The 14,552-nt window shown below is 39.0% G+C and carries 11 protein-coding genes; 2 read left to right on the forward strand and 9 right to left on the reverse strand.

Going from position 1 to position 14,552, the window contains the following annotated elements:
* Positions 1–40: 40 nt before the first annotated feature.
* The 8 genes from I6F53_RS14615 to I6F53_RS14650 form a co-directional block, all read right to left on the reverse strand.
* Positions 41–325 carry a hypothetical protein gene (locus I6F53_RS14615; RefSeq protein WP_231616604.1) on the reverse strand — a complete coding sequence of 95 codons (285 nt, stop codon included), beginning with the start codon at positions 323–325 and terminating at the stop codon, positions 41–43.
* Between the two features lie 142 nt (positions 326–467).
* Positions 468–3,797 (reverse strand): type I restriction endonuclease subunit R, encoded by a 3,330-nt coding sequence (locus I6F53_RS14620; protein WP_197240021.1) that lies wholly within the window; start codon positions 3,795–3,797, stop codon positions 468–470.
* A 59-nt stretch (positions 3,798–3,856) separates the two neighbouring features.
* Positions 3,857–5,596, reverse strand: coding sequence for an SWIM zinc finger family protein (locus I6F53_RS14625; protein ID WP_197240022.1), 1,740 nt, complete (start codon positions 5,594–5,596; stop codon positions 3,857–3,859).
* 8 nt (positions 5,597–5,604) lie between these two features.
* Positions 5,605–5,763: a hypothetical protein gene (locus tag I6F53_RS14630; protein ID WP_197240024.1), complete on the reverse strand. Its 159-nt coding sequence runs from the start codon at positions 5,761–5,763 to the stop codon at positions 5,605–5,607.
* 49 nt (positions 5,764–5,812) lie between these two features.
* Complete coding sequence (locus I6F53_RS14635; RefSeq protein WP_197240026.1) at positions 5,813–7,378, reverse strand: restriction endonuclease subunit S; 1,566 nt, start codon at positions 7,376–7,378, stop codon at positions 5,813–5,815.
* 86 nt (positions 7,379–7,464) lie between these two features.
* On the reverse strand, positions 7,465–8,538 hold the full coding sequence (locus I6F53_RS14640; RefSeq protein WP_197240027.1) for a PDDEXK nuclease domain-containing protein: 1,074 nt from the start codon (positions 8,536–8,538) through the stop codon (positions 7,465–7,467).
* Positions 8,531–10,270, reverse strand: coding sequence for a type I restriction-modification system subunit M (locus I6F53_RS14645; protein WP_197240029.1), 1,740 nt, complete (start codon positions 10,268–10,270; stop codon positions 8,531–8,533). The genes I6F53_RS14640 and I6F53_RS14645 overlap by 8 nt, the downstream gene beginning before the upstream one ends.
* A gap of 378 nt (positions 10,271–10,648) precedes the next feature.
* Positions 10,649–10,921 (reverse strand): hypothetical protein, encoded by a 273-nt coding sequence (locus I6F53_RS14650; protein WP_197240030.1) that lies wholly within the window; start codon positions 10,919–10,921, stop codon positions 10,649–10,651.
* 639 nt (positions 10,922–11,560) lie between these two features.
* Here I6F53_RS14650 and I6F53_RS14655 point away from each other — a divergent pair.
* The gene (locus I6F53_RS14655) at positions 11,561–12,454 is read left to right on the forward strand and encodes a LysR family transcriptional regulator (RefSeq protein ID WP_197240032.1); all 894 of its coding nucleotides are present in this window, start codon (positions 11,561–11,563) and stop codon (positions 12,452–12,454) included.
* Between the two features lie 65 nt (positions 12,455–12,519).
* Here I6F53_RS14655 and I6F53_RS14660 read toward each other — a convergent pair whose 3' ends face one another.
* A complete protein-coding gene (locus tag I6F53_RS14660; protein ID WP_166419840.1) occupies positions 12,520–13,392 on the reverse strand; it encodes an EamA family transporter in 873 nt (290 codons plus the stop codon).
* Positions 13,393–13,999: 607 nt separating this feature from the next.
* Between I6F53_RS14660 and I6F53_RS14665 the strand changes: the two genes are divergently transcribed.
* On the forward strand, positions 14,000–14,380 hold the full coding sequence (locus I6F53_RS14665) for a GreA/GreB family elongation factor (protein WP_166419841.1): 381 nt from the start codon (positions 14,000–14,002) through the stop codon (positions 14,378–14,380).
* The last annotated feature ends 172 nt before the right edge of the window (positions 14,381–14,552 follow it).

Raw genomic sequence — 14,552 nt, forward strand, 5'->3', positions numbered from 1 at the left:
GCGCTGTGGAGTTAAATCCAGAGCAACACAAAGAAGCTGCTTAACAATTTAGGCGACAACTGTCTTGAAAAACGCCGCTATCGTCCAGCTTATTCTCAATAATTACTAAGTTACCATCTTTATCTAGTGCTAATAAATCTAAACGTTCTCGGGTATCTTCAAACCCGGCAAACTCTTTCTGAATAATCAATAGATCTTCACCAAATGCATCTGGTTGATTTGCTAACCATTCCTGTAAATGATCCCGTTCTCTAAATCCTAATTCAGCAAAACTTTTACTCTCGATTGGAGAAATGCGATTTGAAACTTTATCTATTTTGAACATTTTCTTTCCTTTGTATTCATTCTAATGACCACTTTCCCAAAATATTTACACATTAAACAAGTCTTGAATTCAAGTATTAAGCCAGATTTTAATGTGGAACAGTGAAAAATAAGCTCTTAATAGCTTAGATTTTAATATAAATTTAAGCCTCTTTGTTCGCTTTAAAACTCTGCGCTTGCTCAAATATATCTTTATACACTTCATCGCGGCTGATTGGTGGGTATTTAAATTTAGCGAGTATTAAAATCAGCTCTACTTTAAGTGATGATTTAATATCGTCGCGGTAGTTCCAATCAACAAACTTAACTTTATCGTCCACTATCACTTTTACCGCTTGGGCAAGCTCAATGAGCTTATCTTCGGGGTAGTCAAAGTCGTATTTAACTGCAAGTGCTTTTAAGGCGTCGTAAAAGCCTTTTTCTTCAATATCAATACCTAGCTCATCGCCGGCGTTCATTTCGTCGCGTACGCTGTAAATCATATCAACCATGCTTTCTGAAAAGTCATCAAGTACGCTACTTACCAGTACATCATCTTCTTTGCGTTCGTTGTAGCGCTGTACTAGCGATTCAAAGCGTTTAGTAAAGTCGATACCTTGGGTTTGGTTTACTTTTTTTAGCTCGCCAATGGCTTTGGCTAGCATTTGTTGCAATATTTTTATTTTGGTATTGGGGAGTTTTATTTTTTCTACTTTGGCGATGTAATCGTCATTAAAAATGTCGATTTCGCCGCTGTCTTCATTACCTAGCTTAAATATTTCCTCAACGCCGTCGCTTTGTAGGGCTTCGGCTATCATTTCACGTACTTTGGCGTTCATTTGCGCGCTATCGGGCGCTTCGCCTTTGGTTAGCTTGTAAATAATAGAGCGAACGGCAAGGTAAAAATGAATGTGGTTCCGCTCATTTTCGTTAATTTTTTCACTGCCACAACATACATCGTAAGCGGCTTTTAAACGCTTTACTAAATCCATAAAGCGCTTTTGGCGTTTTTCGGTAATAAGTGCAAACTCAGCGGCGTGGTTTAAACAGTTTAATTGAGCAACCGCTTCACTTGTAAAATAAGGGCTGCTGTCAAATTTATGAAATAACTGGGCGAGCAACGCTAAGTGGTTTTTTACTTCAATAACCGAGGCGGTAATGTCTTCAAAATTGGTTTCGTCTGTTTTTGAATACTGCGCTAACGCTTTATTCATTTCAGATTTAATACCAATGTAATCAACTACCAAGCCTTTATTTTTACCTTCAAACTGGCGATTAACGCGCGAAATAGTTTGTATTAAGCTGTGCTTTTGCAGTGGCTTATCAATGTACATGGTATCTAAAAATGGCACATCAAAACCGGTTAGCCACATGTCTACCACTATGGCTATTTTAAAGTTTGAATGTTTGTTTTTAAATTGCTTATCAAGCTCTTTACGTTCGTCTTTACTGCCAAGTAAATTATATAAGCGTGCGACGTCGTCTTTGCCACGCGTCATCACCATTTTTACTTTTTCAGAAGGGGCTGCAATACGGCCTTCGCTAATAGCACGCTTTCGCTCGGTATCTAATAAGTTTTGAGCGTTATCCTTCTCGTTTAAAGAATCTACAATCTCAAACCAATCTGGGCGTAGTTCTTCTAATTCTTGATACAACTGATAAGCAATCCCGCGCGAGCTACACACAAACATTGCCTTACCTGCAACCGTTGAGCATTCTTCAACACGTTTTTCGTAGTGCTGCACAAAATCTTTTGCTAACACTTTAATGCGATCAGGGTCGCCTAAAATACTATTCATGTTAGCGGTGGCTTTTTTGCTGTCTTCTATTTGCAGCTCGTTACTGCCTGCATCGGCGCATTTTTTGTAATAGGCTTCAATTTCGGCCAGCTTACTGTTGTTTAAACACACTTTGGCCGCGCGGCCTTCGTAAACTATGCGTACGGTTATTTCATCTTTGACCGACTCAGTCATAGTGTACGAGTCAACTACTTCACCAAACACATCTAGCGTGGCGTCAACAGGCGTGCCAGTAAAACCAACATAAGTAGCGTTTGGCAGTGAGTCGTGCAGGTATTTTGCAAAGCCAAAGGTTTTTTTCACGCCTTTTTCGGTAATGGTAATTTTTTGATCAAGATTTACTTGGCTACGATGCGCCTCATCAGAAATACAAATAACGTTAGCGCGCTCAGTTAAAAGCGCAGTGTCTTCGGTAAATTTATGAATAGTCGTTAAAAACACACCGCCACTGTTACGGCCCGCTAGTAACTCGCGTAAGTGAGTACGGCTGGTGACTGTTTTTACCGTGTCATCGCCAATGTAGGTTTTTGCATTACCAAATTGCTGCGAAAGCTGATCGTCTAAATCAGTGCGGTCGGTAATTAAAATAATGGTAGGGCTTTTAAGTTCAACGCTTTTCATCAATAAGCGTGTTAAAAATTGCATGGTGTAACTTTTACCGCACCCCGTTGCGCCAAAGTACGTACCGCCTTTACCATCGCCTTGTGGCTTTAAATGCCGTTTGATATTTTCGAACAACTTATTAGCCGCATAATATTGCGGGTAACGGGGTACAATTTTTATCTCTTTTTTGCCCGCGTTTTTATTATCAGAATCAGGGAAGAATACAAAGTTGCGCATTACATCGCGCAGGCGCGCTTTATCAAACAAGCCCTGCAATAAGGTATGTAACGAATTTATGCCCTCTTGCGCTGTTAGCTCTTGCCCCGTTACTTTTCCCCACGAGTAAAACTGATAAGGCGCAAATAAATTACCCATTTTGTTGTTTATGCCATCGCTTATAACGCACAAGGTATTAAACACAAACAACTGCGGAATAGCGCGCCTGTACCGCACCGTTAACTGCTCAAAGGCTTCAAAAATAGGGGCTTGTTCGCGTATTGCGCTTTTAAATTCAAACACCACCAGCGGCAAACCATTTATGTATAAAATGCCATCGGGAATGCGCATTTCAATATTGTCGTAGCTTGTGGGGCTTTGTATTTCTAACTGAGTAACAAAACGGTAAATGTTGTCGTCTTGCAGGTAAGTAACGCTCGCTTCACTTACATTATCGAAAGCAGCCATCGCACGGCCTGCTACTAAGCTACTTTTAATACCTTGCTCAACGTTGTCGTAGTCAAGTAGTTGAATATACAAATCCTTTTGCGCCGCACTACCTGCTACTTTACCTCGCTCGCGGCTCAATACTTCTCGTTTAAGTAAAAAGCCATCACTTAGCCAGTTACAAAAGGTTTTATTACTTTCGTATAAATCACTAGCAGGGAGTTTTTCGAGCTTTGCAATAATTGAGTCTACTTCACCGGTAGTAATATTATTTTTAGCGTAACGCTTAGTTAAAAAAGCACGTAAGTCTTCTTTAATTAATACGTCGCTATTACTACGGGTGAGCTGCCCGCCCAATAAATGCGGGTAGCCTTGCTCGCCTAATAACTCAACTACCGCTTGTTCTAATTTGGCTTCAGTAAATTTCATCTATTTAGCACCGTCCGCTGGTTTATTCATGTTAGTTATTATTTTTTAAACGTTTATTCTTAGCTACAATGCGGGAAGTATTCTCGCAACAACTTCAGCATATTTCGTTTTTGCTTAAACTTTTTAGCCAATGTAGTAATCATTTCATATAATAGCGTGCAGTCGGCATTTTTGTCTTTTAAGCTTTTTTCTATTTTAATTAATAAATTAGTTGCTTCACGATAAGCGTCATTATTGGTTTGTCCAATTATGTTGCTAAGTGATTTGTGGTACAAGTCAATCGACTCGTGTGGATATTGCGCCATAATTAAACCAGCCAACGTTATCAATTGATTCGACTTAACCTCATGTTTTGCAGCCCATGAACGTGCTTTTTCAATGTCATTTTGATCAATATAAAAATCCAGTAATTCACTCGGGTAATTAGTAAAGCGATAAGCCCCTTGGCTTGATTTAGCCGCTTGTTCTGACAAAGAAAGCAATAGCTGCTCTACTTTTTGCGTAAACTGCGCATCAATTATGCCGGTTTTTAGTTGTAGCGTTTGTAAATCTTTAAAGCCATTAAAACTCGGGTTATCTACAAATAACTGCCACGCGATTGCCCATGCGGCTTTAAATTCTGATAACTCAAGGCGAATGTCTATCTCATCACGCTTACATGCAAACACTTCATGCGGCTTACTTGCCCGTTGATACGCTTGCTTTAAATAGTACTCGGCATCTAACAGCTCATTACGGTCTTTGCAAAGTGCAGCTATTTTTAAATAGTCCGACGAGTCATGGGCTGTTAGTTTAATTAAACGCAATTGCGCTTGCCAATCATCCTGCCCTTGCGCTTGTTTTATTAATATCGACGTAAGGCGTGTGAGCGCGCTTTTTTGCTTCCAATCACTAAAGTCAACGCCCGCGTGTAGTCGCTTTTCTATTGCAGTTGTACACAGTGCTAAAAACAAGGTATTTACACTGGGTGTTATGTCAAAGTCATGCGGTACACTCGGGAATACATCGTATTTGTAATCTTCAAAATGCTCAAAAATCCACTGCGCTTTTTGCTCATCAGACCAAGGCAGTTGATTAAAAAGCTCGGTCAGGTTTTGGTTAAGCTGCCCTTCTAAATCAAAGCGAAAGCCGCCGGAGTCATCAATTTCTTCAAGTACGGTGTTTAAACGCACCACGGCTTTAAAATTCAACTGCCATTGCTGATCAACGGGCAGTTTTTCTATCGCAGGAAATATCATTTCAAACAGTGAGTCAGCATCAGCAAAATAGCTACGTACTTCATTCCAGCCCCATACTGATTTTTTAGGCAAAGCTTTAGTGATAAGTTTGCTTAGCTCACTTGTACTCATGGCTTGCTTGTCGTTTGACATCATAAATACCCATTTATCGTATTCATGCTCTGACTCATCTAAAAAACCCATGATTATATCGGTAAGTTCATTAGCCGGTTTATCTAAAAACCACGCCATTAATGCCCCGCGTTCGTTGCCTTGTGTTGTAGCATCGGCGTTTGCGTTGGCTAATTCAGTACCTGATAAACTGTTTACTTTGAGCGCCACGGCAATGGCATGTTTACATACCTCTTGATAATCGGCTGCGGGGCACGTACAGCTTGCCACGCATTGCGCACCTGCACTATTTTCTAAAGTGACTTTGTATTTATGCTGCCCCGCCACGTTCGCCATTGCTTGCTCACCCACAATAAGTAACTTACTCACATTATTTGATGCGTACAAACCATAACCCAAATCGTAAGTTTTGCTGGCCACGCGTTGCTCTATTTTATTTAAATCAAACATACTAATTCTTATTCACTCATTGTGTTAATTGGCAAAGCACGTAAGTCTTCTTTAATTAATACATCACTATTACTGCGGGTAAGCTGCCCGCCCAATAAATGCGAGTAGCCTTGTTCGGCTAATAACTCAACCACCGCTTGTTCTAATTTGGCTTCAGTCAATTTCATCAAACAACCTTATTCTTGTTGTTTTGCCTTTAAACGCTCAGCTTATGTATTAATCGGCTATTTCATCGTCGGTGGCTACATCGAGTATTTGCAGCTCGCCAGATATGAGTTTAGGTAAAAGAGTGTCGCGAAGTTTGGTTAAGTATCTATTTTGTCGTTCATTTTTTGCAACTTTAGTCATAAATTCCCCAACGATAGATTCAAATGTGTCCAAGATTTTATTATTTGAGAAGACGCAATATGCCTTCGCTACATCTTCTGGTTTTATTGCAGGGTAAGCAGCACCATCTGCAATGCGCGTGAACTCTTGAATGCAATCATCATTAGTTAAAGAAAAATATGCAAAAGCTCTACAATTTTGATTATTTGCTCTAACTACTGCAAACCCTGTACTACCCGTTAAATTATCTTCATTCACATAAGCAAAGGATCTATTTGCAGGTCTAACTACACCAATGATTGTGTCATGCGGTCGCAAAATTCTTCTTGCTCGGCTTGGTGCTTCAGAAAAACTATATTCTAAAGCTTCACCCACAGACCCATTTTTAGCGTTAGCCAAATCAACATATTTAACTACCTCAGGTGCGTTTTTTTTAGTCCAAGATTCTGGGTTTATTTTACATAGTTCATCAATAGTTTTTGCTTCCCAGCCCTTTGGAATCCAGCCTAGTTGTTCGTTGTGTTCAAACTCATTAGGGAAGTGGGCGTGGGTGTTGGCATGTTGCGCTAATATGTTAGGGTTGGCGTTAAAGTTTGGTTTAACGGGCGTTTCAGCGGCTTCTTCTGATACTTGCTCTGCTGCTTGTGTTGCTTCTTTTGTTGGTAGCTGTGCTTGTAATTCGTGAGCGAGCGCAATGAGTGAGGCTTTTACTTCAACTGCATTTTCTAAACTGTCCAGTGCCGTTAAGCGGCGCTGTGCTTTTTGTTTTAACTCGTCAGGCAAGCGGTTTTCAAGGTTGTCTAATTTAAAATCAGCACTAGCAAGTAGGTTGTCGAACACAGGATCAAAGTCAACAAACCAGCTTTTAAATAACGCCTGCGCCATTTGTTCTAACGTTTGGTTGGTTTTATGGTTAAGTTCTATTTTTTCGTTTAGGTTGCCAATATTTTTCTCAATGAATGCTCTCTCATGCGCTAGCGGTATAGGAATAGGTACCTGTTTTACATCTGATAGATTTAAAGTTTTTTGGACTGTAGTATTTGCTCGTGAGTCCAAAAAGTATTTTGTAAAAGTGGAATCTAAACAGATTTTTATCCAATCAGCACTTACTGTGTTATCACTTCTTATCACAGCAACAGCTCTAGCAACATTCCAACCTTCGTACTCTTTAGGCACAATGTAGGTAAGCCCTGTTGAACCGACTAAAGTCAACAATAAATCATTTTTTTTCAGGCTTGTTTTAAGTGATTTATTAGCAATTTTAGGTACAACTTTCATTACATTTGAAACATCAAGTCCAGAAGAAGTAAAGTTATTAACTCTAATAATTGGTATGCCGTCATTTTCATGCTTACCGGGTTGCACTATCCCGTAAGAAACATTCTTCTGAACTGTGAGTTCAACAAGAGTTTTTATCTCCCAGTGTTTTGGCAAGCTAAGTAAATTAGCATCCATATCCCAACGCCTCCGCATTTTCACGAATAGTTTTATCAAGCTCATCGCTTTGGCTCATTTGGCTACAAACTTCACACCCTATTTGTTTATTCATTATCTTTGCCTTTAACTTGCTGATTAAGCAATTGCGCTTGTACGCGCTCGCGTTCTTTTTGGAGTTCTATGCGCAACTCTTCTTCACTGGGTAAGTGGGCTAAATACTTTGCAGCAAACAGCTGTTTTTGGTCGCTCAGTACGGAGTATTTAACAACGGCTTCGCTTTTTTCACTGCATAAGACCAAGCCAATAGTAGGGTTATCGTCGCTGCTGGTATGTAAGTCATCGTACAAGCGAATGTAGGTATCCATTTGGCCTATATCTTGGTGTTTGAGTTTGCCAATTTTTAAGTCGAGCAATAAAAAACATTTGAGTTTAAAATTGTAAAAAACGAGGTCGATATAAAAATCTTCGTCGTCAAAGCGAATGCGTTTTTGGCGCTCTACAAAAGCAAAGCCTTTACCAAGCTCTAATAAAAACTGTTGTAGGTTATTTATAATGCCTTGCTCTAGCTCGTTTTCTTGATAGCTTTTGTCTTGCAGGTTTAAAAAATCTAAAATGTAGGGGTCGCGCAGATAGTCTTTTGCGGACTCTGCCAATACTTGTGTGTTTTGTTGGGCTTCTTGCTCTACGGGTTGTTTGTTTTTACTTGAGAGCAAACGCTCGTAGTAAAGCGTACCAATTTGGCGTTCTAGCGCGCGTACACTCCAGTGCTGCTGTGCCGACTCTTGCATATACCACAAGCGTGCTGCTGGATTTTCAATGCGCGCGAGTACATTGTAATGCGACCAACTTAATTCGAGAGACAGTGTCTCTTGTTTTTCAAACGCAAGATAAAAGCGGCGCATATTACGTAAGTTACTTACATCAAATCCTTTACCCAGATCTGCCGTTAATTGAGCAGAAAGGCCTTTTAATACGCTTTTTCCATATTCAGCCCGCGTGCTCCCTTGTTGCTCATCGTCTACTATTAGGCGGCCAATTTGCCAATATGCGTGCACCATAGTGCTGTTAACAACTTGCTTAACGTGAGTACGCGCTTGCGCTATGACGGCTTTAATATTGGTTAACAGTGCGGGGTTAGTTAAAACGCTAGCGCTGTTACTTTTGGGAGGATTAGTCATTACTTTTTTCACCATAACGCTCTTCACCATAACGTTCTTCACCATAACCCAAGGCCGCTAAGTTAGTGCGAATGGCTGTATCAAGCTGCGTTGCTTGACTCATTTGGCTATAAAGGGTTTGGCTAAGTTCGCTCATTTTGGTCTCGAACGGGATACCGTCGTCTGCAATCTCAGCAGCGCCGACATAGCGCCCAGGGGTTAGTACGTAGTCGTTCGCTTTTATATCAGCAAGGGTGGCTGATTTACAGTAACCGGCTACATCTTTGTACTCTTGTTCTTGCTCTTTATTTTCACGTTGCTCTTTATTTGCGCTTTGCTCTTTATCTGCGCTTTGCTCTTTTTGTGCGCTTTCTCGCTCGGTACTTGCTGTAGTTAGCTCTTCGCCGCGCCAAATATGGTAGGTTTGTGTAATTTTAGCTATGTCGTCGTTGGTGAGTTCTTTTAAGGTACGGTTAACCATAGAGCCCATTTCGCGGGCATCTATAAAGAGCGTTTCGCCTTGGCGGTCGCGGCGCTTTAGTAGGCCTTTTTCGTTATTGCCTTTTTTATCTTTACTTATAAACCATAAACACACCGGAATTTGCGTGGTGTAAAACAACTGCCCTGGTAGGGCTATCATACAATCAACTAAATCGTTTTCGATTATTTTTTGGCGTATATCGCCCTCGCCACTGGTGTTTGAACTCATTGAGCCATTAGCCAATACAAAACCTGCGGTGCCATGCTCGCTAAGTTTTGAGATCATATGCATGATCCACGCATAATTGGCATTACCGGTTGGCGGTGTTGGGTAACCGGCCCAACGCGCATCGTCAACTAATTCGTTATCGGCGCGCCACTGTTTTTGGTTAAACGGTGGGTTTGCCATAATGTAATCGGCTTTTAGGTCAGGGTGTTGATCTTTAAAAAAGGTATCGCCTGCTATATCGCCTAAATTGCCCGAAATACCGCGCACGGCAAGGTTCATTTTAGCTAGTTTATAGGTGGTGTTGGTGTACTCTTGCCCATAAATAGACACATTTTTTTGATTGCCGTTATGGCTATTAATAAACTTAAGCGATTGCACAAACATACCGCCCGAGCCACAACATGGGTCGTAAATTTTACCTTCAAATGGTTCGATCATGTCGGCAATAAGGGTAACGATTGACTTAGGCGTATAGAACTCGCCCCCGCCTTTACCTTCAGAGGCGGCAAATTTACCTAAAAAGTATTCGTAAACACGGCCAACTAAGTCTTCTTCTGTTTTTTCGTTTTGGTTGGCGATGGTGTCGATATTATTAATGGTATCGATTAACGCTGAGAGCTTACTGGCATCAAGCCCTAAGCGTGAAAAGTAGTTATCGGGCAATGCGCCGGCGAGTGATTTATTGTTTTTTTCAACGCCGTGCAGTGCGGTATCTATTTTTACGGCAATATCGCCTTGTTTGGCGTTGGTTTGAATGTGTGACCAACGGGCGTCTTCTGGTAGATAAAACACGTTATCCATCGCGTAAAAGTCGACCATGTCTATGTATTCATCACCGTATTCGCTGACAATGGCTTTTTTACGCCCTTCAAACTTATCACTAATAAATTTAAGAAAGATTAAGCTTAAAACAATGTGCTTATATTCGGCTGACTCAACACTGCCGCGCAGTTTATTGGCGGCATCCCAAAGGGATTCTTCAAACCCGACTTGTGTTTTTTTTGCAGCTTTTTTAGGTGCAGGCTTTTTTGATGCAGCGTCCATGTGGTCTCTCTTAGGCAAGAATATCAATATAAATTATTGGCTTATCATACCGCAAAGGTCGTGGTTTTTTGAGTGTTAATTAGTAATAAATTGGTATTAAAAATATGCTTTGTACAAGTAAAGAGAAACTTCGGCTTTAGCAATAAAATTTCCCGTATACCATTTAATTTGTTGGCTGTAGTGGCTTAGCAAATTTGACGAACAACCTGAGTTTCACCCCATTACTAATTTTTAAGTGCTACAAAACGGGGTTGTTAAAGCCTATTTAATAACACTTGATTTTGCCACTGTGAGCTCTTCTACTAATTTTATAAATTCGGGTCTCTCAATAAGATTTTTCTGTAATTCGCTAAACACCTCAAGCACGACATTTATCTGTTATTGGTGAGTATTGGTACTTTCAAACAGAGGAAGCATTGGCTTTAAAATAATAATTGGGTGCCATTTATTATGTTTTGCGTTTGCCTCTACAGCCGTATCTATGTAATCCCAATCATTAACAAACGATTTAAGCCCCTCTTTAAATTTTTTATAATTCTCTGAATGTTTAATCGTTTCTTGGCCTGTTCGATTAAAGTCAAAAACTAAACATAATTTTAATTCATTGTTTGTAAAGTTTTTAACCCCGTGATCCGCACCATCGAGTAACACGCCACAAAATATCCCTGGAAGCCATTGCCTGCCTTTATCTTTAATCGTAGGGCAAATAAACAAGCTAAAAAATAGATTAAATAAAACAATACTTAACTTATTGGGTATAACCTATGGTAGTTAAAGTGACAAATAAGTTATTTTAACACCTTAAATGCAGCTTAATGATCCCTAAAAGGCACTTTATGGTGAGGAGTAAAAAACGCTAATGTGCGCTTTATTTTATTGACGCTTTTAATTAGATTTACACTCTATTGTATAAGGAACCTAAATGAGATTAGCCAATATCTACTTTGCTTGGCTTTAACACGTCTCGAACGCTTTACTCGCAAAGAATAGACACTATAGTATCCATTAATCTTATTTTAAATCCATTTTAGATACAGCTGTGTCTCTTTTTCTTGGGGGTTACATTATTAATTACCTACTATTAAGCGAAGGTGATGTGCAGCTAGCTTTTGCAGAGCATCTAAAAGAACGTCGCAAAAAAGCAAAAATGTCACGCGAAGCGTTAGCTAAAAAAAGTACAGTACCTGCTTCTACAATAAAAACCTCGGTCTTCTCTACTCTTAATCTCTAATGAAATTTTAAAGCGCCGCTGTTAATATTGTCTACCTCCTAAGCAATAAAGTAGTTCTGATGGCAGCTAGTTATTCTCTCGATGATTTACGTTACTTTTGCACCATAGTAAAACTAGGTAGCTTTAAAAAAGCATCAGCAGACCTTGGTATGTCACTATCAACTTTGAGCCGTAGAATACGCCTATTAGAGCAAGCTCTTCAATTAACGCTATTAAATCGAGATGCTCATCGGGTAACACTTACGCATACTGGCGAGTTATATTACGATCGCTATCGTAAACTGTTCGATGAAGTAGAGTGTATAGAGCAAGCACTTTGTGATGAGAAAGACCAACCTAAAGGGAAAATTAGGATCTCTGCACCCATTTACATGGGTAAACATTTTTTAAGTGCTATTTTTTGTGATTTTTTACTACAGTATCCCGAAATTCAATTAGATTTACGCTTTTCAAATAACCTTATTGATATTGAAAAAGAAGGGATTGATATAGCATTTAGAGTAAGAAACCCTGCCATTGATAATTGGATTATTAGGGAGCTTAAGCTTACTCATAATGTGTTGTGTGCTCACCCACACCATGATTGTCAATCTATCACTCATCCTAAACAATTAGAGCAGCACCCAAAAATTACGTGCGTTGGGTTAGTTCCGTGGCAGTTAAAAAATCAGCACACGAGCGAAGAATACAGTTTTAATCCAAACACACATGTTCGATTGGAAGTTGATGAAATTCAAATGATGAAACAAGCAGTTGAGTCTGGCGTAGGTATTAGTTACATTCCTGATTATATAGCATTGCCTCTTATTGAAGCCGGAAAGCTTAAACGTATTCTTCCTGACTGGCAAAGCGAAGGGCAGCCTTTTTCTATGCTTTATCGCGACAGAAAACAAATCCCTTATCGTGTGCGATTACTTATAGAGCATACACTGCAACACTTTTCTAAAGTGTAGCAGCGTATGCCTTTAGCACTTAAACGGAATTATTTTCAACAACAAAACTTTAAGTTAGCTAAACTTTAAAAACTAAGCCTTAGTACAATTACACCTAAAAATGCAGTTGTTAATCCTATAACTTCTTGGCGTGTAAAAGACTCTTTTAGAACGATGCGCGAATACAATAAAATAATTAAAATATTCATTCCTGAAATTGCCGAAACTAGCCCTGTATTACCGATTGCAAAAGCCGATATTATAGCAACCATGCCAGCCACATTAGTTAAACCAATAAGTAACCCGCACGAAAATGTTTTACTCGCAGACCAATATGCTTGAGAAGTACCTTGCTCTACTAACATCTTTTTGCGTTTTACTAACCAACTAACAGCAAAAAGGAAGCTACCAAACCCAAACATAGACGTTAAAGTTGCAAACGTATCAGCTTCAAGGAGCGTTGATTGCTTGCCCATTAAATCATTAAATGCAAAGGATAGTGCAGCCAGTAACCCCCATTGCGCGCCTTGTAAGTTACTCAATGAGATATCGCTGGAGTAGCGAATAATATAAAGGCCGCCAAAAATAATAAAAAAGCCAATTAATTGAATCGTTGTTAAGGTTTCATGCCATAGTAAAAAGGCAAATAAAAGCACAAATAAAGGCGTTAACCCCGATAGAATACTAATTAAAGATGCTTTCCCAACCGAAAACCCTTTGTGCAAAAACCCATTGGCCGCAAAAGATCCAAAACCTAAAGCAAGTCCAACCGTAATATCTGCCCAGCCGTACCATGTGTGCTCAAAAACCACAGTACCTAGCGCACTAATTATAAACCCCACAAAAAAAACACCGAACAATAATAGATTACGGTTAATTTTTTTCTGCGACGTCCATTGATACATTATTCCTCGTGCACCAAAAAAAACAGTGGCGAGTAATGCAAAAATTATCCACATATAAATGAGACCCTTTATAATTTACTTTGATAAACCCGAATAAGAAGTGGTTATTTAACATTGTTGAATGCAATGACTATTACATAAAGGTTAAGTGATAGAGAACGTGGCCACTATAAAACTGTTACCCAACACCTAATTTCACTCTATAAAATAAACAGCTTAAGCTTCACATAATCACACTTTAATAAACAACAGCACCAGTATATTTAATCTATAAATATTATAAACAGGCATAAATGACACTATAGATCCCATAAATAGCACTTAATCATTTAGTCGTTTAGCTTCAATTCATAGTGAGAAATTAACACGCAGGCATTACAACATTTTAGTGAGAAAAAACGAGTTTATAAAAGCATAAAAGATAGCTATTAAACTATTATTTTACCGTCAAAATGTTTTTTAACCTAAAACTCAATTGACTTTATTTTTTAACTCAATATGATTGATTTAAACAAAGAGGATAATATGCTTACTTTAATCACATACCTGCTAAAAACAAATACCATCTTCGGAATTTAAGCCGAGTGTAACCCTTACACTCGGCAGTTACACTGTACCTTTATATATTTAAATTCGATTTAGTTTTTGTGGGGATTAGTCCGTGCTTTCTTTTCTGTTCGAGCGTAAAAAACCTTTCCTGTCTAAAAATGACTTCTCAGATGCAGCGGTACTAGTACAGCCGTTAAAGCTTGCGTATTTGCTACAAGAAGTCGAGTATTCACAGCGGCCTTGGTCAAAATTCAATCCGCATGTACAAATTAATAGCACGGTGGTTATTAAAAATATAACCACCGGTTTTAAACGCCGTATAACTTTAGTGCCTCCAAGCCAACGAAGGCACTTTATTAGTGACGTATCATTTCACTCTCCTCTTGGGGTCGCTCTTTTAGGGCATAAAATAAATCATATTATTGAATATAAAGAAGCTGGGGAATCCTATCTTTGGGAAATAATAGCCATAAATATTAAGGAGGAAATATAGAGTAAATCATTTCAATTTTTATTTATTAATTTTATATATTTAATTGGAGTTATTTGTAATGAGTAAAGAAAAACCTAAAAAACATGCAAGCAAAACATTAAAACAAAAACGTAAAGAGCGAAGAGATAAGCTAAAGCAGCTTGAAAAGTAATTAATATTATTTTAAATAAAG

This window comes from Pseudoalteromonas sp. SWN29 (assembly GCF_015864465.1).
Taxonomy (GTDB): Bacteria; Pseudomonadota; Gammaproteobacteria; order Enterobacterales; family Alteromonadaceae; genus Pseudoalteromonas.